We start from the raw sequence: 20,300 nt of genomic DNA, 5'->3' as shown, positions 1-20,300 counted from the left end.
AGATGCCGAACGGTAGGAGTTCCTTCGTTGTGGTGGCCAACCGGCTGCCGGTCGACCGGACCGAGATGCCCGACGGCAGCACCGCGTGGCGCCGAAGTCCCGGTGGCCTGGTGACCGCGCTGGCGCCGGTGATGCAGGGCCACCACGGCGCCTGGATCGGCTGGACCGGCAGCCCCGACGAGAAGCTGGACCCGTTCGACAACGACGGCATGCATCTGGTGCCGGTGATGCTGTCGGCCGAGGACGTGCAGCTGTACTACGAGGGTTTCTCGAACGCGACACTCTGGCCGCTGTACCACGACGTGATCGTGGCGCCGGAGTTCCACCGCGAGTGGTGGGAGTCGTACGTCGCGGTCAACCGGCGGTTCGCGGAGGCCGCCGCGGAGGCCGCCGACGACAACGCCGACGTCTGGGTGCACGACTACCAGCTGCAACTGGTCCCGGCGATGCTGCGCCGGCTGCGTCCCGACGTACGGATCGGGTTCTTCCTGCACATCCCGTTCCCGCCGACCGAGCTGTTCGCGCAGATGCCGTGGCGGCGGCAGATCCTGGACGGCCTGATGGGCGCCGACCTGGTCGGTTTCCAGCGGCCCGGCGCGGCGTCGAACTTCGCCCGGCTGGCCCGCAACCGGATGGGCCTGCGGACCCGCGGCGACCGTATCCACCTGCCCGACGACCGGATCGTCCGGGCGAAGGCGTTCCCGATCTCGATCGACGTCAACGAGCTGGAGAAGCTCGCCCGGCAGCCGGAGACCACCGCGCGGGCGGCCGAGATGCGCGAGGAGGTCGGCAACCCGACGCACATCCTGCTCGGCGTCGACCGGCTCGACTACACCAAGGGCATCCGGCAGCGGCTGCGGGCGTTCGGCGAGCTGCTGGACGAGAAGCGGATCTCGGTCGACGACGCGGTGTTCATCCAGGTCGCGACGCCGTCCCGGGAGCGGGTCGAGCAGTACCGGGTGCTCCGCGACGAGATCGAGCTGCTGGTCGGGCGGATCAACGGCGAGCACGGCCGGATCGGTACGCCGGCGATCAACTACCTGCACACGACGTACTCGCGGACCGAGATGGCAGCGCTGCTCCGGGCCGCGGACGTCGCGGTCGTGACGCCGTTGCGGGACGGTATGAACCTGGTCGCCAAGGAGTACGTGTCGACGCGGTACGACGACACCGGAGCGCTGGTGCTGAGCGAGTTCGCCGGGGCGGCGGACGAGTTCCGGCAGGCGTTCCTGGTGAACCCGCACGACATCAACGGCATGAAGGACACGATCGTCGACGCGATGAACACCGACGACCGGCAGCTCGGCCGCCGGATGAAGGCGATGCGCAAGCACCTGGCCGCGCACGACGTGAACGTCTGGGCGCAGACCTTCCTGAAGGCTCTGCATGACGAGGACTGACAGGAAGGTCCTCGCGCTGGACCTGGGTACGTCGTCGGCGCGGGCACTCGTCCTGGCGGCGGACGACGCCGCACCGATCCCGGGCGCGCTCGCACGGCACAAGATAACTCCGGCCTACGGCCACGACGGCTCGGCGACGCTCGACCTGCACGAGTACGTCGAGGGCCTGCTCGGCTGTCTCGACGAGCTCGAGCAGAACGGCCACCTGGACGGCATCGGCGCGATCGTGCTGTCCTCGCAGTGGCACTCGATCGTTGCCCTCGACACCAAAGGCACGGCGCGCACCCCGGTGATCACGTGGGCCGACACCCGCTCGGTCGACCTCGGTCTCGGGACGTCGTTCGACGAGCACGCCTTCCACGCCCGCACCGGCGCGTGGCTGCACCGCCTGTACTGGACCCGCCGGATCCCCTGGCTGCTGTCCACCGCCTCCGCCGATCAGTTCGCCGGCCTGCCGGACCTGGTGCTGGAGCGGTTGACGGGTGAGCGCGTCACGTCGGTCTCGGTCGCCTCCGGGACCGGCACGCTCGACCTCGCCACCGGTGCGTACGACGACGAGGCGCTGGAGATCGCCGGTGTGACGGCCGACCAGCTGCCGCCGATCGTGCCGACCGGGTGGACGGGCACGTTGTCGGCCGAGTACGCACGCCGCTGGCCCGGGCTGGTCGGCGTACCGGTGCATCCGCCGACCGGTGACGGAGCCGCCTCGAACGTCGGCACCGGCGGGTACGACGCCGGCACCGCCGCGGTGACCGTGGGGACCTCGGCGGCCGTGCGGGTCGTGCACCCGATCGAGAACGCGCCGGAGCTGCCCTGGGAGCTCTGGCGGTACCGGGTCGACGACAAGCGCGCCGTGACCGGTATGGCGTTCTCCGCGGCCGGGAACCTGCACGCCTGGCTGACCGGCGTCCTGCGGCTGGAGTCCGACGAACCGGCCGGCGTCGAGATCGGGACGACGAACGCGATCGCGATCCCGTTCATGGCCGGCACCAGGCCGCCCGCCGTCGTACCCGGCGGGTCCGGGGTGTACTTCGGCCTGTCGTTCGACGACACCCCGGCCGCCCTGCTCGCCGCGGCCCTGCAAGGTGCCTCGCTGGAGATCGACCGCGGGCTGCGGACCCTCGACACGCTGTTCGGGCAGCAACTCGACGTCGTCCTCGGCGGCGGCGGGATCGACGCCTCGCAGTGGTGGCGCCGCTGCCTGACCGCGACCTTCGCCCGCCCCACCACGGTCTGTGCCGAGCCGGAGGTCGGCGCGCGGGGCGCGGCCGCCGTAGCGCTCGGCCTCTCCCCCGAGCCGGGCGGCGAGCACCTCACCCCGGTCGCCGACGAGGTGGCTCGCCTGGCCGACCTGCGGACGCGCTACGAGGCCCTGCGCGAGCTGGCTGTCCAGGCTTCGGCCCTCTGAATCGGCAAGCTCGACAGGATGTGTCCGGTCGGTCCGGCTACGCTCGCGCTCAGCGGGACGGCCGATCCCGCCTAGTGGACGTATACGTCCTGTCGAGCTGCCGCTCTACTGCGGTTGCGGTAGGACGGGGATACTGCCGCAGGACGAGGCGGTCGGGCGGGCGGCCACGTACTGTGAAGGCATGGAACGGCTCATCCGGTTCTGCCGTGCCTCGGCGCGGGATCCGCTGGTGCTGGACCTTGCGCTCGCCCTGACGATCCTGCTGATCAACCTGCTGGTTCCCGGCGGCAAGCACGTCGGCGAGCGGATCGAGCTGAACGCGACGGTCGTCGTCCTGGCCGTCGTGGGTGCCGTTGCGCTCACGTTCCGGCGACGGGCGCCGATCACCGTGCTGGTGGTCACGACGGGTGTTGCGATCGCCTTCGTGATCGCCGAGCAGGCCAAGAGCCCGATCGTGCTCTTCATGGGTGTCGCGGTCTTCACGGTCGTCCTGGCGAAGGACGACCGTCTGACCCGCTGCGTGGTGGTCATCGGCACGGCCCTGGCGACGCTGGTCGCCGAGGCCTTGTTCGTCAGCGGGGACGTGCTGGACAACCTGGGTCTGGTCTTCTTCGTGCTGTTCTCGGGCGCGATCGGCGAGGCGGTGCGCAACCGGCGCGCCTGGCTGATGGAGCTTGAGGAGCGGGCGCTGCGGGCCGAGCGGTCGCGCGACGAGGAGGCCCAGCGGCGGGTGATCGAGGAACGACTGCGGATCGCGCACGAGCTGCACGACGTCATCGCCCACCACATCGCCTTGATGAACGTGCAGTCCGGGGTCGCGGCCCACGTCCTGCGGACCCAGCCCGACGAGGCCGAACGCGCCCTGGCCCTGGTCCGCTCCGGCGGCCGCACCGTGCTGCAGGAACTGACCGTTCTCCTCGGCGTACTCCGCCGTTCCGGCTCCCCGCTCCCGACCGCACCAGCCCCTTCGCTGAACGAGCTGGACGCGCTCATCCACTCCTTCACCGCCGCAGGCGTCGAGGTCAACTGGACCCCACCGCCGGCACTGGGCGAACTCCCGGACGTCATAGAACTCACGGCCTACCGAGTCGTCCAGGAATCCCTGACCAACGTCCTCAAACACGCCCCGGGGGCAACCGCCGACGTTCGCATCACCCGCACCCCGACCAGCCTGACGGTAGAGGTAACAGACACCGGCCCTCACCCCGCCGGCTCCGCCGGCCCCGTCCTCTTCGCAGCCGGCACCGCCCGTGCTTCCGCCACATCCGCTGGAAATGCTGACGCCGCAGGCGGCCCGGCTGGGCCTACCGGTGCTCTGGCTGCCTGGCCACGATCTCTCGGCGCCCAGGCCGACTCGCCCCCGTCCACCAACGCACCGGCTGCCTCGCCCCGCGCCGCCAACCCCGTCGTCACCCACCTGGGCGCGGGCCACGGCCTCATCGGGATGCGTGAGCGTGTCGCCGCCGTCGGCGGCACCCTGCACACCGGGCCGCGGGCATCAGGTGGATGGGCCGTCCGTGCTGTGCTTCCTCTGGAGACTGGAGTTGAAGGTGACGATCAGGGTGTTGCTGGCCGACGACCAGACGCTGATCCGGAGCGGGTTCCGGGTGCTGGTGGGTTCAGCGCCAGATCTGGAGGTCGTTGCTGAGGCCTCGAACGGGCGGGACGCGGTGGAGCTCGCGCGGTCCGAGCGGGCCGACGTGGTGCTGATGGACATCCGGATGCCCGAGGTCGACGGGCTCGCGGCGACCCGGATGATCACCGCGGACGAGGCGCTCGCGGGTGTGAAGGTGCTGATCCTGACCACGTTCGAGGTCGACGAGTACGTGTTCGATGCGATCCGCGCCGGCGCCAGCGGCTTCCTCGGCAAGAGCGTCGAACCGGCCGAGCTGATCGACGCCATCCGGGTGGTCGCCCGCGGCGACGCCCTGCTGTCCCCGAAGGCGGTCCGCGGCCTGATGAACCGCTTCCTGGCCGAACCCACCGCCGGGCACGCGATCGGCGCCGGCCTCCTCGACGCGCTCACCGACCGCGAGCGCGAGATCGTCGGCCTGGTCGCCCTCGGCCTGTCCAACGACGAGATCGCCGACCGCCTGGTGCTGTCCCCGTCGACGGCGAAGACGCACGTGAACCGCGCGATGGTGAAACTCGACTGCCGCGACCGCGCGCAGCTCGTCGTCCTGGCGTACCAGACCGGCCTCGTGCGTCCCGGCGTACCGCAGCCGCGGTAGCCGGTACGGCGAACGCGGTACGCCGAGAAGCCCGCCACGGGCAGACGCGGGCGACGACGTACCGCCGGAAGCATCAGCGGCATGGCTACGTATCTCTATCGCCTCGGCCGCTTCGCGTTCCGCCGGCGACGGTTCGTCGTGCTGATCTGGCTCGGGCTGCTCGCCGCGGGGATCGCGGGTGCGGCGACGCTGTCCGGCCCGACCGCCAACGGTTTCTCGATCCCCGGTACCGAGTCGCAGCGCGCCGCGGACCTGCTCAACGAGCGCTTCCCGCAGGCAGGCGCCGACGCCGCGACCGCCCGGATCGTGTTCCAGGCACCGGCCGGCCAGAAACTCACCGACACGCCCCCGGTCCGGCAGACCCTGGACCGGCTCGCCGCCGCGCCGCAGGTCGCGCGCGTCGTGGATCCCTTCACCGCCAAGGCGATCTCCCCCGACGGACGCACCGGCTATGCGCAGGTCACCTACAAGGTCACCGCCCAGGAGGTCACCCCCGAGGCCCAAGAGGCCGTCGCCGCGGCGGTCGAACCGGCCCGCGCGGCCGGCTTCACCGTCGAGTACGGCGGGGACGCGATGCAGGCGCAGGGCGAGCAACAGCTCACCGAGGTGATCGGCATCGGTGTCGCCGCGGTCGTCCTGCTGATCACGTTCGGCTCGCTGATCGCCGCCGGCCTACCGTTGCTGTCGGCAATCATCGGTGTGGGCATCGGGGTCACCGCGATCTCGGCGATCAGCGGTTTCGTCGACATCGGTTCCGGGACGCCGATCCTCGCGCTGATGATCGGGCTCGCGGTGTCGATCGACTACGCGCTGTTCATCATGTCGCGCTACCGGCACGAGCTCAGCACGGGACTGGAGCCGGAGGAGGCGGTCGGCCGCGCGGTCGGTACCGCCGGATCGGCCGTGGTCTTCGCGGGCCTGACCGTGGTGATCGCACTGGCCGGGTTGTTCGTGGTCGACATCCCGTTCCTCACCCAGATGGGCCTCGCGGCCGCGTTCACCGTGGTCATCGCGGTCGCGATCGCGCTCACGCTGCTGCCGGCGCTGCTCGGGTTCGCCGGGCGGCGCGTGCTCGGCGGCCGGATCCCCGGTCTGCGCGGCGGCGATCCGGAAGCGGCCGGACGGTCGACCGCCGGACGCCGGTGGGCAGGGTTCGTCACCCGGCGACCGCTGGCCGTGCTGCTGGTGGCCGTCATCGGTCTCGGCACGCTGGCGATCCCGGCGACCGACCTCGAACTCGGGCTGCCCGACGACAGTACGGCGGCACCCGATTCCACGCAGCGCAAGGCGTACGAGCTGCTCTCGGAGGGCTTCGGGCCCGGGTTCAACGGCCCGTTGATGGTCGTGGTGGACGCCGGCGCGTCTCCCGATCCGCGCGCCGCGGCAACGGCTACCGCGTCCGCCGTACGCGGGCTGCCGGACGTCACGATGGTCACGCCACCGGTCTTCAACCCCGCCGGGAACACCGCGCTCCTGACGGTGATCCCGTCGAGCGGACCGAGTACGCAGGAGACCAAGGACCTGGTCACGGCAATCCGGTCGATGCCCGACAGCGACCGCGCCGAGGTGGCGGTCACCGGAGCGACCGCGGTCAGCATCGACATCTCGGACAAGCTCGGCGGCGCGTTGCTGCCGTACCTGTCGCTGATCGTCGGGCTCGCGTTCCTGCTGCTGATGCTGGTGTTCCGCTCGATCCTGGTGCCGCTGAAGGCGACGCTCGGGTTCCTGCTGACCGTGGTGGCGACGTTCGGCGCCCTGGTCGCGGTGTTCCAGTGGGGCTGGCTGGCCGGGCTGTTCGGGATCGAGGGGCAGACCGGGCCGGTGATCAGCATGCTGCCGATCTTCCTGATCGGTGTCGTGTTCGGGCTCGCGATGGACTACCAGATCTTCCTGGTGACCCGGATGCGCGAGGAACACGTGCACGGCGCGGCGCCGCGGACGGCCGTCGTCGACGGGTTCTCGCACGGAGCTCGGGTGGTCACGGCGGCGGCGGTGATCATGACGGCGGTCTTCTCCGGATTCATCCTGTCCAGCGAGACCCTGATCCGCGAGATGGGCTTCGGCCTGGCCCTCGCGGTCGCGCTCGACGCGTTCGTGGTCCGGATGACCGTCGTACCGGCCGTGATGGCGCTGCTCGGCCGGCGAGCCTGGTACCTCCCCCGCTGGCTCGACCGCCTCCTCCCCAACGTCGACGTCGAAGGCGAAACCCTGCGCAGGAACCTCCCGCCCGTCCCCGCGCCGAAGGAACCTGAACCGGCGCACTGAACCGGTTGGGTGATGGCGGCCACTGACAGAAGCCCGGATGGGCCGGATCATGGCCGCCATGTGGCGGGAAATGATGAAGTCGAAGGTGCACCGGGCGACGGTGACGCAGGCGGACCTGGACTATGTCGGGTCGTGCACACTGGACGCGGAGCTGATGGCGGCGGCCGACCTGCTGCCGGGTGAGAAGGTGGACATTGTCGACATCACCAACGGCGCGCGGCTGTCGACGTACCTGATCGAGGGACCGCGCGGGTCCGGGATCGTCGGCATCAACGGCGCGGCGGCGCACCTGATCCATCCGGGCGACCTGGTGATCCTGATCGCGTACGGGATGTTCGACACCGCCGAGGCCAAGGTCTTCGAACCGAGCGTAGTCTTCGTGGACGAGCACAATGCGATCACCCGCATCGGCTCCGACCCCGCCGAGGCGCTGCCCGACAGCGGCACGCTGCGCGGGGACGAACTGCACCCGTAGCGCCACGAACCGCTGAGATGAGGACTGGTCGACGATGACCGAGAACGCTGCCGAGAACGCCGCGCCGAAGACCGCGTCGCACGACAACGAGCCGAGCCCGAAGCTGCGCGCGTTCATGAATTCCGGCTGGGCCGACTCCGAGCGGCACGATCTGTCACTGAGCGATGCCGGCGTGTGGGCGGCGAAGCGCCGGGACGCGCTGTCCCAGGCGTTCCCAGGCGAGCGTCTGGTGATCCCGGCCGGCACCTACAAGGTCCGCTCCAACGACACCGACTACGTCTTCCGCCCGCACACTGACTACGTCTGGCTGACCGGCAGCCAGACCTCCGACGCAGTGCTCGTCCTGGAGCCGAACGGCACCACCGGCCACGACGCCGTGCTGTACTTCCGCCCGCGCGCCGACCGCTCGCAGGGCGAGGAGTTCTGGCGCGACCGGATGTACGGCGAGCTGTGGGCCGGGCGTCGGCCGTCGCTGACCGAGACCGCGAAGGAGTTCGGGATCGAGACGCGGCACGTCGACCAGCTGGCCGACGCGCTGAAGAGCGACGTAGCGACGCGGGTGCGGCGCGACGAGGACCAGTCGATCGCCGCGCTGCTCACCGGCGCCCGCACCGACGACCTCAAGGACAACGAACTGGCGGCGACGCTGTCCGAGCTGCGGCTGGTCAAGGACGCGTACGAGCTCGAGCAGCTGCGGGACGCGGTCGCGATCACCCACCGCGGCTTCTCCGACGTCCTCGCCGAGATGGACAAGGTCCGGCAGTACGGCGAGCGCTGGATCGAGGGCACGTTCTGGCGCCGGGCCCGGGCCGAGGGCAACGACGTCGGCTACACGTCGATCGCCGCGGCCGGTCCGCACGCGACCACGCTGCACTGGATCGAGAACGACGGCCCGGTGAACGACGGCACGCTGATGCTGCTCGACATGGGTGTGGAGAACCGGCAGCTTTACACCGCCGACATCACCCGGACGCTGCCGGTGAACGGCGAGTTCACGCCGCGCCAGCGGGATCTGTACCAGCTCGTCCTGGACGCGCAGAACGCCGGGATCGCGGCGCTCACCCCGGGGGCCGCGTTCCGCGCCGGGCACGAGGCCGCGATGGAGGTCATCGTCCGCGGTCTCGACGCGATGGAGCTGCTGCCGGTGTCGGCGGAGGAGGCGCTCGACCCGGAGAGCCGGCTGTACCAGCGCTACACGCTGCACGGCGTCAGCCACATGCTCGGCCTCGACGTGCACGACTGCGCCGCGGCCCGCGACGAGAACTACCGCAAGGGCAACGTCCAGCCCGGCTACGTCCTCACCGTCGAGCCCGGCCTGTACTTCCAGTCCGACGACCTGACCGTCCCCGAGGACCTGCGCGGTATCGGCATCCGCATCGAGGACGACATCCTGATCACCGACAACGGCCCGGAGAACCTCTCCGAGGCCATGCCCCGCACCGTCGACGGCATCCAGAACTGGATGGCCTCCTAGCCCGAGTCTGGTAGGAAGAGCCGGTGCACATCATCGGGAGCGAGCTGACGGCAGCGCAGTTGTACGACGTGCTCCGGTTGCGCGTCGACGTGTTCGTCGTCGAGCAGGAGTGTGCGTACCCGGAGCTCGACGGGCGTGACCTGCTCGCCGGTACGCATCACCTGTGGACCGAGGAGCAGGGCGCGATCCAGTCGTACCTGCGGTTGCTGACCGAGCCCGGCCGGATGCGGATCGGCCGGGTGGCGACCGCCGCGCAGGCCCGCGGCCGGGGGCTGGCGGCGCAGCTCATGAAGGACGCCCTGGAGATCGTCGGCGACACCGACAGCGTCCTCGACGCGCAGACGTACGCCCAGGGCTTCTACGAGAAGTTCGGTTACGTTGCCGAGGGCCCCGAGTTCGTCGAGGACGGCATCCCGCACCGGACCATGTGGCGACGGGTGCGCTGATCCCGCCACCTGATCCGCCACCTGATCCGCCCGCCTGATCCAGCGCCCGGCGTCGGGCGCAGGATCAGGTGGCGGGTCGTCCTACCAGATGCGGACGCGGTCCTCCGGGGCGAGCCACATGCCGTCGGAGTCGGTCGTCCGATAGGTGGTGTGGAACGCGTCGATGTTCTTCACCACCGCGTTGCAGCGGAACTCCGGCGGGGAGTGCGGGTCGATCGTGAGGCGGCGGGCGGCTTCCTCGGGACGGGTCTTGGTGGCCCAGGCATGCGCCCAGGCGGCGAAGAACCGTCCGCTGCCGGCCTCGTCGGCCTCGCCGCCGTCCAGGGACAGCTGGTAGGCGACGTACGCGATCGAAAGGCCGCCGAGGTCGCCGATGTTCTCGCCGAGGGTGAGCTTGCCGTTCACCTTCTGGCCGGGGGTCTCGGCCGGCTCGAGCGCGTCGTACTGCGCGACGAGCTTGTCGGTGCGCTGCTCGAAGGCCTTGCGGTCCTCGTCGGTCCACCAGTCGTTCAGGTTGCCGTCCGCGTCGTACCGCGAGCCCTGGTCGTCGAAGCCGTGGCCGATCTCGTGGCCGATCACCGCGCCGATCGCGCCGTAGTTCGTCGCGTCGTCGGCGACCAGGTCGAAGAACGGCGGCTGCAGGATGCCGGCCGGGAAGACGATCTCGTTCATCCGCGGGTTGTAGTAGGCGTTGACCGTCTGCGGCGTCATCCGCCACTCGTTCCGGTCGACCGGCTTGCCGAGCTTGGCCAGGTCACGCGCGGTCTCCACCGCGACCGACCGGCGGACGTTGCCGAACAGGTCGGCCGGGTCGATCTCGAGGGCCGAGTAGTCCTTCCACTCGTCCGGGTACCCGATCTTGGGCACGAAGGTGCCGAGCTTCTCGAGCGCGCGCTGCTTGGTGTCCGGACCCATCCAGTCCAGCGCCTCGATCCGCTGCCGGTAGGCGGCGACCAGGTTCTGCACGAGGTCGACCATGCGGGCCTTGGCGTCCGGCGGGAAGTGCTCCGCGACATACAGCTTGCCGAGCGCCTCGCCGAGCGCCGACTCGACCGCGCCGACGCCGCGCTTCCAGCGCTCCCGCAGCTCGGGCGCACCGGTCAGGGTCCTGCCGTAGAAGGCGAAGTTCTCGTTGACGAAGGCCTGGCTCAGCAGCGGCGCGGCACTGTGCACGATCCGCCAGGCGAGCCACTCCTTCCACCGGTCGATCCCGACCTCCTGCAGCGCGGTCGCGGCCGCGGTCAGGTAGTCCGGCTCGCGGACCACGACCTCGGCGAAGGCGCTCTCCGGCACGCCGGCGCCGGCCAGCCAGGTCGCCCAGTCGAAGCCGGGTGTCAGCTCGTCGAGCCCGGCCCGGTCGAGCTTGTTGTAGGTCAGCTGCACGTCCCGGTCCTTGACCCGGTCCCAGTGCGAGCCGGCCAGCCGGGTCTCCAACTCCAGGATCCGCCCGGCCGCGGCGGTCGCGTCGGACAGCCCGGCGAGCTCCAGCATGGTCGCCACGTGCGCGACGTACGCCGTCCGGATCTCGGCGAAGGTGTCCTCGCGGTAGTACGACTCGTCGGGCAGGCTGAGGCCGCCCTGGGTCAGGTGGACGATGTTCTCGTCGGACTTCTTCGCGTCGGCGTCGACCCAGTAGTGGAAGACACCCGGCACGCCCTGCAGCTCGAGCTGCCCGAGGACCGACACCAGTCCGGCCACGTCGGTCACGCCCTGGACGAGGGCGAGCTGGTCCGCGATCGGCTCGGCGCCGAGGCGCTCGACCGTCTCGGTGTCCATGAAGCTGCTGTAGAGGTCGGCGATCTTGCGCGGCTCGCTGCCTTCCGGATGCCCGGCGGCGACGGTCTTCTCGACGATCGCGCGGACGTCCTTCTCGGCGCTGTCCCAGAGCGCGTGGAACGCGCCGTGGATCGCCTTGTCCGCGGGAATCTCGTGCTCCGCGAGCCACGTCCCGTTCACGAAGCGGTACAGATCGTCCTGCGGGCGAACCGCCGCCGAGTCGTCGATTCCTGCTGTCATCCCTGACCCCTTGTCCCAAGTCGAGTTGCTGTCAGCGAACATACCCGGTTCGCGAATCCGCCGGTCTGAACTATCCACAAGACGCGGCGTACTTCACCGACTCACAGGAGCCGGTCTTCTCCAAGTTCTCCGGCGGAAGGCCGAGACGATCCCGACGACTTCCGCACCGCCGCCGACCGTCCTACGGTGGGCCGAAGGGGAGGAATCATGAACAACCGGCATATCCGTCATGTGATGGCCGCTCTCGGCCTGCCCGTCCTGCTGATGGGCCTCGTCTCCACGTCGGCGGCCGCCTCCGGTGAACCAGCGCCGGGGCCGGCCGTCGTCAAGCAATCGGTCTACGACTCACCGTGCGACAAGGTCCGCTTCGGGACCGCGCAGACGTCCCGGCAGTCCAAGGTGTTCCCGACCCGGATCGATCTGCCGAACGGCTTCCAGCCCGAAGGCATCGCGATCAGCCGGGCCACGGCGTACTTCGGCTCGCTGGTCGACGGTGACATCTACGCCGCCTCGCTGCGGACCGGACGCGGGAAGGTGATCAGCCAAGGACCCGGTACGCCGTCGGTCGGTCTGAAGGCGGACAACCGCGGTCGGCTGTGGATCGCCGGCGGTCCGAGCGGGACGGCCCGCGTCGTCGACATCCGGACCGGCAAGATCCTGAAGAGCTACACACTGACCACCGAGACTGCGACGTTCGTGAACGACGTCGTCCTGAGCCGGACCAGCGCCTGGTTCACCGACTCCAGCCGTCCCGTCGTCTACCAGGTGCCGATCGGCCGCCACGGTCAGCTGCTGAACCGGGTACGGACCGTCCCGCTGAGCGGTGACTACGTGCACGACCCGACCGGGTTCAACGGCAACGGCCTGACGCTGACCCCGGACGGCCGGGCGTTGATCATCGTGCAGTCGTCGACCGGGTTCCTGTTCCGGGTCGATCCGCGGACGGGTGTCACGAAGCGCGTCGACCTCGGCGGCACGCTGATGACGAACGGCGACGGCATGCTGCTGCTCGGCCGCACGCTGTACGTCGTGCAGAACTTCTCCAACCAGGTCGCCGTCGTGCAGCTGAACAAGGCCGGAACGGCGGGCCGGCAGGTCCGGACCATCACCGATCCGGGCTTCGACGTCCCGACGACCGCGGCCGCGTTCGGTCACCGGCTCTACCTGGCGAACGCCCGGTTCAGCACCCCGCCGACGCCGACCACGCTCTACTGGGCCACGGCGGTCCGGCGCTGACGGACAGCTGAACGGACAGCTCACGGTCAGCGACACGTTCACAACCCGTCCTGGTCGTGCCAGTGGTGCTGCCAGCGGGCGTCGACGGCGTCGTCGGCGCGCTGGTAGCGGATGTCGGTCGAAAGGCGCATGTCCGTCGACACGTTGTCGAGCGCCGCGTGGACGGTGTGCGCGGTGTGGACGACGACATCTCCGGCCGCATAGTCGGTGACCAGCCAGTTGGCGTCGTACTGCGTCGCCAGTGCGGGCAGGTCCGCGGTGATGGACGCGGCCGGCCGTTTCAGCCGGCCAGCCGCCTCTTCCTCGAGCACTCTGTGGTGGCTGCCTTCCAGATAGGTCAGGCCACCGCGGCTGACCGGGCAGTCACCCAGTGGGATCCAGGCGGACAACACCTGGTCGCTTCCGCCGCGCAGGTACACCAGGTCGTAGTGCGCTTGCGTCGCCGTACCGATGCCGTTCTCACCCGGCGCCGTCTGGCGGATGATCTTCCGCCGGTGCAGGAACGGCTGACCACCGAGGAACCACTCGAACCAGCCCTTCAACGCCGGCTGCGCACAGAACGCCGCATACTCCGATCCCGGCACGATCTCCTCGAACAGCACCTTCCGGTACGACGCTCTGTCCGCGGCGGCACCCGTCAACCCGAAGTAGTACTCCCGGAACGCCCACACCGCCGCAGGGTCGAGCAGTCCGGTCAGAAACAGGTATCCGTCGCGCTGCAGCCTGGAGCGCAACGCGGTCCGATCCCCCCGCTCTGCCTCGGGCACCGCAACCAGTTCACCCAACCGCCGCTCATCGAGCACGTATCCGTTTGACGTCAGCACGCCTCCATTCCACCGGCGTACCGCGCTCAGCGGAATGGACACCCGGTACCGGCTTCTTGGACTCTTGTAATCGTGCAGAACTGGTCGACCTACCTGACCCCAGGGGCTGTCGAGCATCAGCTTGGACTCTTCTGTCTCGGCGTCGGGGAGCAGACACACGGCCCGGGCGCCGCTGCGGAGCGCGCTCTCGGCTGCCACGCGCTCGTCTGGCTCAAGGAGGGCCGGGGCGAGCTGCTGCACGGCCCTGACCGCGAGCTGCACGAGGTGCGCGCACCCGCCCTGCTGACGTTGTTTCCCGGCGTACTGCACGGCTACCGCCCCAGCACACGCTGGCGCCAGGCGTGGACGCTGTTCAGTGGACCCGCGACCGAAGCGCTCACCTCACTCGGGCATCTCGATCCCAGCCGACCGGTCCGCCGGTACGGCGATCCGCGGCCGATCGACCGCGCGTTCACTCGCCTGCTCCGCGTCAGCACGCAGCACAACGCCGTACAGCTGACCGGGGCGATCTACGACCTGATCGGTCACGCCAGCACGACCGCGGGTGACGGTGTCGTCGCGCGGCTCGCGGAGCTGGCGTCTACACCGATGAGCATTCAGGACTACGCCAGTGCGCTCGGACTCACGGTCAGCGAGCTGCGCGACGCAGTCCGTCGTACGACGGGCTCAACCCCGCATGAACTCGTCCTGAACACCAGACTGAGCTCTGCAAAGGTTTTGCTCGCCGAAGAGGACCTGTCCGTGGCCGCGGTCGCGCGGCGGGTCGGGTACGACGATCCGGCGTACTTCAGCCGCCTCTTCACCGCCAGAGTGGGGATGTCGCCGGTTGCGTTCCGCCGGTCCGGTTCGATCTCGGGGCGGATTTCCTCCCTTTGACGGAGGCGCCGTCGACTTTCCGACGTGTAAAACCATTCACTGGGGTGACGTGTTTCGGTGCCGGGCACCGATACGGTCGTGGCCATGAGTGAAACGCAGCCCATCGACCCGCGATACGCGAACCCGTCGCGACGCCCGAAGAAGCGCCGCAACTGGTTCCTCCGGACCGTCGGACTGATCGTCCTGCTGTTCGTCCTCATGCTGATCGCGGTCCCGCTCTACGCGTGGAGCCGGATCGACAAGATCGAGGCGATGCCGACCGGTCAGCGGCCGGCCGAGACGCCCGGCACGACGTACCTGATGGTCGGGTCGGACGCCCGCGAGGACCTCAGCCGGGCCGAGCGCGCACGGCTGCACACCGGCGGTGACGCGGGACCGCCGCGGACCGACTCGATCATGCTGATGCACGTCCCGAAGTCCGGGCCGACGGTGCTGATCAGCATCCCGCGCGACAGCGCGGTCAACATCCCCGGCGTCGACGGCAGGCAGAAGATCAACGCCGCCTTCAACAAGGGCCCGGCGTTGCTGATCCAGACCATCGAGAACAACACCGGGCTGCGGATCGACCACTACGTCGAGGTCGGCTTCGGCGGCTTCGCGTCGGTGATCGACAGCGTCGGCGGCATCAACATGTGTTTGCCGAAGGCAATGAAGGACAAGGACGCGCACATCGACCTGCCGGCCGGCTGCCAGGAGCTCGACGGTGTGAACGCGCTCGGCTACGTGCGGTCCCGCAAGGCCGACGGCAAGAACGACTTCGGCCGCACCGAGCGGCAGCGGCAGATGGTCGGCGCGGTCGCGAAGAAGGCCGCCTCGCCGTCGACGTTCCTGAACCCGGTCCGGTACTTCAACGTCGCGACCAAGGGCGTCGACGCCCTGACCGTGGACCAGGACATGAGCCTGTTCGACTTCGTCCGGTTCGCGCGCGGCATGCAGGCGATCTCCGGCAGCGGCGGTGTCGCGCTGAGCGTGCCGACGAGCGACGACAACTACGGCCTGTGCTGCAACCGGGGTTCCGCGGTGAAGTGGGACACGGCCAAGGCGAAGGCTCTCTTCGACGCCATCAAGAACGACAACACCACCGGCCTGAAGAGCAGTTGACCCTCCTCGTCCACGCGGTGGTGAGCCTGGGGATGCTCATCGTCGTACCCCTCGGCCTCACCCTCCTCCCGACGCGAACCACCAGCACCCGCTGGTGGTTCGCGTTCTTGGGCACTGGGACATGTGGTGGACACGCCGTACCTGCCACTGGAGTGGATGGTTGCCACGCACGGTGTGGCGAATGCGGTTGGCTTCGGGTTGTGCGGTGTGCTGGCGATGCGACGGGAAGGAGCCCGATGAGGCTGGAGGATCTGGCGAGGTTGCCGTTCACGTACGACGAGGTGGGCTGCACGGAGTACGACGAGACGCCCGAGGGTTATCACCGGCTGGAGTACCGGGAGCGGATCGGCGCCGGGGACGAGGTGTTCCGGCGGGCTGCTGACGCGTTGCTGGCGTGGCGGATGCACCGCGCGGCCGGTATCCCGGTGACAGCGACGTCCAAACCACCCGAGGTCGGCACCGACTCGCTCGGACGCCTCGGCCCCGGGCTGCTCGTCCCACCGCTGCGGACGCGCACCCAGCTCGGCCTGCCGATCCCGTGCCGCGTCGTCCGGGTCGTCGACGAGCCGGACCGCATCGGCTTCGCGTACGGCACCTTGCAGGGCCACCCCGAGGCCGGTGAGGAGTCCTTCGTCGTCACCCGTGACTCCGACGGCGTCCACGTCACCATCCGCGCGTACAGCCGCGGAGCCACCTGGTACACCCGCGTCGCCGGCCCTCTCGCCCGCACGGCCCAGCACTACGCCGCCACCCGCTACGCGGCAGCCCTACGCCACCTGGCCGCATAGCAAAGGCCCCGCAAGCTCATACCTTTGCGGGGCCGCGACCTTTGTACCTTGGCGGGCAAGACCGGCGCTCGAGCGACACGCGAACGGCAGGTGACAACCCGGGGTGCATTGCGAGCCGTAGTACTGCGAGACTGTGGCGGGTGAGTCCCAAGACGTTGTCGGATCTGGTGGCGCCGGACTGGGCCGAGGCGTTGGCCCCGGTCGAAGGCACTGTGGCGCAGATGGGTGAGTTCCTGCGCGGAGAGATCACCGCGGGCAGGGCCTATCTGCCGGCCGGGGAGAACGTGCTCCGCGCGTTCCACCGACCGCTGGCCGAGGTGAAGGTGCTCGTGGTCGGGCAGGACCCGTACCCGACGCCCGGCCACCCGGTGGGGCTCAGCTTCTCGGTGGCCCCCGACGTACGGCCGATCCCGCGGAGCCTCGCGAACATCTACCGCGAACTGATGGCGGACGTCGACGTACCGGCGCCGTCCAACGGAGACCTGACGCCGTGGGCGGACCAGGGCGTGCTGATGCTGAACAGAGTGCTGACCGTGCAGCCCGGTAAGTCCGGCGCCCACCGCGGCAAGGGCTGGGAGAGCGTCACCGAGCAGGCCATTCACGCGCTGGTGGACCGCGGCGGCCCGCTGGTCGCGATCCTGTGGGGCCGCGACGCGCAGACCCTGAAGCCGATGCTGGGCAGCACGCCGTACGTCGAGAGCGCGCACCCGAGCCCCATGTCCGCGGACCGCGGCTTCTTCGGCTCGCGCCCGTTCAGCCGCGTCAACGCCCTCCTGGTCGAGCAAGGAGCCGAGCCGGTCGACTGGCGCCTCCCCTAACACTTCTCACGCCGTACCGACGACGCGCCGGACCCATCGGGTCACGGCGCGTTGTCATGTGGCCAAAGATTTGTTCGAATGATCCATTGCAGGATCGTTCAACAATCTCCTAAGGTGAGCGGAATCGCCCTGTCCCTCCCGGGAGGAACCATGTGGGTTCTGCTCGCCATCGCGGTGGTGGTCGTCGGGTTCGCCCTCCGGATCAACTCGATGCTCGTCGTCACGGCGGCCGGTATCGTCGCCGGCCTGATCGGCGGCCTGTCGCCGGTCAAGATCCTGAACGCCTTCGGCGACGGCTTCGCCGGCAGCCGGTCCGTCACCGTCTTCATCGTCACGCTGCCCGTCATCGGGCTGATCGAGCGCTACGGCCTGCAGCAGCAGGCCCGCAAGCTGATCGGCAGGCTCAAGGTCGTCACCACCGGCCGCCTGCTGGCCGTCTACCTGCTGATCCGGCAGGGCACCGCGGCCCTCGGCCTGACCAGCATCGGCGGTCCCGCGCAGGCGGTCCGGCCGCTCATCCACCCGATGGCCGCCGGCGCCGCGGAACGCCGGTACGGCGGCAAGCTCCCGGACAAGCTCCAGGAGAAGATCAAGGGTTTCGCGGCCAGCGCCGACACGGTCGGGCTGTTCTTCGGTGAGGACATCTTCGTCGCGATCGGCTCGATCCTGCTGATCACCGGCTTCGTCGACGCGACGTACGGCCTGCACCTGGAGGCGATCGACATCGCGCTCTGGGCGATCCCGACCGGCATCTGCGCGTTGCTCATCCACGGCGCCCGGCTGCTGCTGCTCGACCGCAAGCTGGACAGGCTCGCGGCTGAGATCAAGGCGGCGGAGAAGGAGACGGCCCGATGATCAAGGTCGAGTGGTTCTACTGGCTCTGCGGGATCTTCTTCGTCCTGATCGCCCTCCAGGTGCTCAACGACCACACCAACCCGAAGCGGGTCGGCAGCGCGGCGTTCTGGGGCATCCTCGGCCTGTCGTTCGGCTACGGCACGTTCGTGGTGAACAAGCAGGCACCGGCCTGGCTGCTGGGCATCGCGGTGATCGGCCTGGCAGTGCTGGCCGGCTCGGGCTTCCCGGGCAAGGGCGAGGAGCGGACGACGACACCGGCCGAGCGGGTGCACCTCGCCGACCGGTTCGGCAACAAGCTCTTCCTTCCGGCGCTGGTGATCCCGGTGGTCGCCGCGATCTTCGGGGCCTGGCTGGCCAAGGTGAAACTCGGCGACGGCACGCCGCTGCTGCAGACCGGGTCCGCCACCATCATCGGCCTCGGGGTCGCGTCGATCCTCGCGCTGATCGTCGGCATGGTCTTGCTCCGACCCCAGACCGGGGCGGTGGGGCGGGGAAAGAATGCAATACAGAACCCGGGCGTCCCGCTGCACGAAGGCCGGCGACTGCTGGAGCACATCGGCTGGGCGGCGATCCTGCCGCAGATGCTGGCCACGCTCGGCCTGCTCTTCAACGCTTCCGGTGTCGGCAAGGCCGTCGGCCGGGTCACCGATCACCTGATCCCGAAGGGCTCGCTGATCGCCGCGGTCGCGCTGTACTGCATCGGGATGGCGGTCTTCACGATCATCATGGGCAACGCGTTCGCCGCGTTCCCGGTGATGACGGCCGCGGTCGGCTGGCCGCTGCTGGTGCAGCAGTTCGACGGCACGCCCGCGGTCGTGTTCGCGGTCGGCATGCTGGCCGGCTTCTGCGGCACGCTGTGCACGCCGATGGCCGCGAACTTCAACCTGGTCCCAGCGGCCTTGCTCGAGATGAAAGACCAGTACGGGCCGATCAAGGCGCAGATCCCGACCGCGGTCCCGCTGCTGGCCTGCAACATCCTGGTCATGTACGTCTTCGCCTTCTAGAGGAGTTCCATGAAGTACGCCGCCGCCTGGGCGAACATCGCCTGCGAGGTGCTCGAGACGCCGTACCCGTACGGCGCGGCCCACGCGTCGTACGGCCCGGACGACGTCGACGTGACCCCGGATCGCCTGCACCCGGCCTTCCACGGGTCCTACGACTGGCACTCCAGCGCACACATGCAGTGGTCCCTGGTCCGGTTGCTGACGCTGGCGCCGGACCAGGTCGGCAGCCGCCCGATCGAGGTGCTCGGCCGGCGCCTGACACCCGACGCGATCGCCGTCGAGGCCGCGTACCTGCGCGAACGCCCGTCGTACGAACGCCCGTACGGCTGGGCCTGGGCGGCGATGCTGGTCGCCGCCTGCCGCAAGACGCAGTGGGTGGACGCGGTCGCTCCGCTGGGTGAGGTGATCGCGGATCTGGTGCTCGCCTGGTTGCCGAGGCAGGCGTATCCGGTGCGCCACGGCGTCCACCTGAACTCGGCGTTCGCGCTCGCCTTGTTGCTGGAGGCGTACGACGAGTTGGGTCGCGCCGACGTGGTGGATGCGATCCGGGCCCGGGCGCTGGAGTGGTTCGGGGAGGACACGGCGTACGACACGAGGTTCGAGCCGTCGGGCACCGACTTCCTGTCGCCGGCGTTGTCGGAGGCCGAGCTGATGCGCCGGGTGCTGCCGGATGCCGAGTTCGCGAACTGGCTGTCCGCGTTTCTGCCCGGGCTGGGAACGAGCGCCCATGGGCATCTGCTCGAGCTGCCGATCACCGACGACTCGGGTGACGGGCAGTTGGCGCACCTGTCCGGGTTGGCGTTGTCGCGCGCGTGGCAGTTGCGGACGATCGCACCGGCTCTCCCCGACGTGGCCGACCTGCTGCGGGCCGGTGCGGAGCGTCAGGTCGAGGCAGTGCAGCCGACGGTCACCGGCGGAGACTTCATGTCGACGCACTGGCTGGTGTCGTTCGCCCTCCTGGCCGACCAGACGTAGCCCCGCCCTTTCCAACTCTGCCGTTCACCGCCGCGCGGACCAGATTCCGCGCGGCGATTGACACCTGCCGTCATCCCGCCGTACGGTCTCCGGCTAATAGGAAACTTT

Annotated in this window: 19 protein-coding genes; 17 read left to right on the top strand and 2 right to left on the bottom strand. The window is 69.6% G+C overall.

The genetic code is table 11. The features are described from left to right. The first annotated feature begins 2 nt into the window (after nucleotides 1-2). The 8 genes from AB0I12_RS35445 (at nucleotide 3) to AB0I12_RS35410 (ending at nucleotide 9,699) form a co-directional block, all read left to right on the top strand. Nucleotides 3-1,400 (top strand): trehalose-6-phosphate synthase, encoded by a 1,398-nt coding sequence (locus AB0I12_RS35445; RefSeq protein WP_359938745.1) that lies wholly within the window; start codon nucleotides 3-5, stop codon nucleotides 1,398-1,400. Then, a complete protein-coding gene (locus tag AB0I12_RS35440; protein WP_359938448.1) occupies nucleotides 1,387-2,808 on the top strand; it encodes an FGGY family carbohydrate kinase in 1,422 nt (473 codons plus the stop codon). Before AB0I12_RS35445 ends, AB0I12_RS35440 begins: the two co-directional genes overlap by 14 nt. 181 nt (nucleotides 2,809-2,989) lie before the next feature. Continuing rightward, on the top strand, nucleotides 2,990-4,456 hold the full coding sequence (locus AB0I12_RS35435) for a histidine kinase (protein WP_359938445.1): 1,467 nt from the start codon (nucleotides 2,990-2,992) through the stop codon (nucleotides 4,454-4,456). Continuing rightward, complete coding sequence (locus AB0I12_RS35430; RefSeq protein ID WP_359938442.1) at nucleotides 4,359-5,039, top strand: response regulator transcription factor; 681 nt, start codon at nucleotides 4,359-4,361, stop codon at nucleotides 5,037-5,039. Before AB0I12_RS35435 ends, AB0I12_RS35430 begins: the two co-directional genes overlap by 98 nt. 81 nt (nucleotides 5,040-5,120) lie before the next feature. Next, nucleotides 5,121-7,304: an MMPL family transporter gene (locus AB0I12_RS35425; RefSeq protein WP_359938439.1), complete on the top strand. Its 2,184-nt coding sequence runs from the start codon at nucleotides 5,121-5,123 to the stop codon at nucleotides 7,302-7,304. A 58-nt stretch (nucleotides 7,305-7,362) separates the two neighbouring features. Beyond that, a complete protein-coding gene (gene panD, locus AB0I12_RS35420; protein WP_359938742.1) occupies nucleotides 7,363-7,779 on the top strand; it encodes an aspartate 1-decarboxylase in 417 nt (138 codons plus the stop codon). Nucleotides 7,780-7,813: 34 nt separating this feature from the next. Continuing rightward, a complete protein-coding gene (locus tag AB0I12_RS35415) occupies nucleotides 7,814-9,253 on the top strand; it encodes an aminopeptidase P family protein (RefSeq protein WP_359938436.1) in 1,440 nt (479 codons plus the stop codon). A 23-nt stretch (nucleotides 9,254-9,276) separates the two neighbouring features. Next, the gene (locus tag AB0I12_RS35410) at nucleotides 9,277-9,699 is read left to right on the top strand and encodes a GNAT family N-acetyltransferase (protein WP_359938433.1); all 423 of its coding nucleotides are present in this window, start codon (nucleotides 9,277-9,279) and stop codon (nucleotides 9,697-9,699) included. 81 nt (nucleotides 9,700-9,780) lie between these two features. Here AB0I12_RS35410 and AB0I12_RS35405 read toward each other — a convergent pair whose 3' ends face one another. Continuing rightward, nucleotides 9,781-11,715 (bottom strand): M13-type metalloendopeptidase, encoded by a 1,935-nt coding sequence (locus AB0I12_RS35405; RefSeq protein ID WP_359938430.1) that lies wholly within the window; start codon nucleotides 11,713-11,715, stop codon nucleotides 9,781-9,783. A 207-nt stretch (nucleotides 11,716-11,922) separates the two neighbouring features. Here AB0I12_RS35405 and AB0I12_RS35400 point away from each other — a divergent pair, with 207 nt between their 5' ends. After that, nucleotides 11,923-12,951 carry a superoxide dismutase gene (locus tag AB0I12_RS35400; protein WP_359938428.1) on the top strand — a complete coding sequence of 343 codons (1,029 nt, stop codon included), beginning with the start codon at nucleotides 11,923-11,925 and terminating at the stop codon, nucleotides 12,949-12,951. Between the two features lie 38 nt (nucleotides 12,952-12,989). On the opposite strand, the gene AB0I12_RS35395 is transcribed toward AB0I12_RS35400, so the two are convergent. Beyond that, nucleotides 12,990-13,736, bottom strand: a complete 747-nt coding sequence (locus tag AB0I12_RS35395) for a phytanoyl-CoA dioxygenase family protein (RefSeq protein ID WP_359938425.1) — start codon at nucleotides 13,734-13,736, stop codon at nucleotides 12,990-12,992. Nucleotides 13,737-13,847: 111 nt separating this feature from the next. Here AB0I12_RS35395 and AB0I12_RS35390 point away from each other — a divergent pair, with 111 nt between their 5' ends. The 8 genes from AB0I12_RS35390 to AB0I12_RS35355 all read left to right on the top strand — a co-directional run bounded on the left by AB0I12_RS35390 (nucleotide 13,848) and on the right by AB0I12_RS35355 (nucleotide 20,192). Next, entirely contained in the window at nucleotides 13,848-14,651 is an 804-nt protein-coding gene (locus AB0I12_RS35390) for an AraC family transcriptional regulator (RefSeq protein ID WP_359938422.1), read from the top strand. Between the two features lie 84 nt (nucleotides 14,652-14,735). After that, nucleotides 14,736-15,752, top strand: coding sequence for an LCP family protein (locus AB0I12_RS35385; protein ID WP_359938419.1), 1,017 nt, complete (start codon nucleotides 14,736-14,738; stop codon nucleotides 15,750-15,752). A gap of 114 nt (nucleotides 15,753-15,866) precedes the next feature. After that, entirely contained in the window at nucleotides 15,867-15,992 is a 126-nt protein-coding gene (locus AB0I12_RS35380; protein ID WP_359938739.1) for a hypothetical protein, read from the top strand. Continuing rightward, nucleotides 15,989-16,540 (top strand): DUF1990 domain-containing protein, encoded by a 552-nt coding sequence (locus AB0I12_RS35375; RefSeq protein WP_359938416.1) that lies wholly within the window; start codon nucleotides 15,989-15,991, stop codon nucleotides 16,538-16,540. The genes AB0I12_RS35380 and AB0I12_RS35375 overlap by 4 nt, the downstream gene beginning before the upstream one ends. Nucleotides 16,541-16,680: 140 nt before the next feature. Then, a complete protein-coding gene (locus tag AB0I12_RS35370; RefSeq protein ID WP_359938413.1) occupies nucleotides 16,681-17,358 on the top strand; it encodes a uracil-DNA glycosylase in 678 nt (225 codons plus the stop codon). A 150-nt stretch (nucleotides 17,359-17,508) separates the two neighbouring features. Then, a complete protein-coding gene (locus tag AB0I12_RS35365; RefSeq protein WP_359938410.1) occupies nucleotides 17,509-18,213 on the top strand; it encodes a DUF969 domain-containing protein in 705 nt (234 codons plus the stop codon). After that, on the top strand, nucleotides 18,210-19,217 hold the full coding sequence (locus AB0I12_RS35360) for a DUF979 domain-containing protein (RefSeq protein ID WP_359938407.1): 1,008 nt from the start codon (nucleotides 18,210-18,212) through the stop codon (nucleotides 19,215-19,217). The genes AB0I12_RS35365 and AB0I12_RS35360 overlap by 4 nt, the downstream gene beginning before the upstream one ends. A 9-nt stretch (nucleotides 19,218-19,226) precedes the next feature. Then, the gene (locus AB0I12_RS35355) at nucleotides 19,227-20,192 is read left to right on the top strand and encodes a DUF2891 family protein (RefSeq protein WP_359938404.1); all 966 of its coding nucleotides are present in this window, start codon (nucleotides 19,227-19,229) and stop codon (nucleotides 20,190-20,192) included. The last annotated feature ends 108 nt before the right edge of the window (nucleotides 20,193-20,300 follow it).

The organism is Kribbella sp. NPDC050459 (assembly GCF_040655315.1).
Taxonomy (GTDB): domain Bacteria; phylum Actinomycetota; class Actinomycetes; order Propionibacteriales; family Kribbellaceae; genus Kribbella.
Note: the sequence above shows the minus strand (reverse complement) of the source record. Positions and strands in the feature narration are given on the sequence as shown.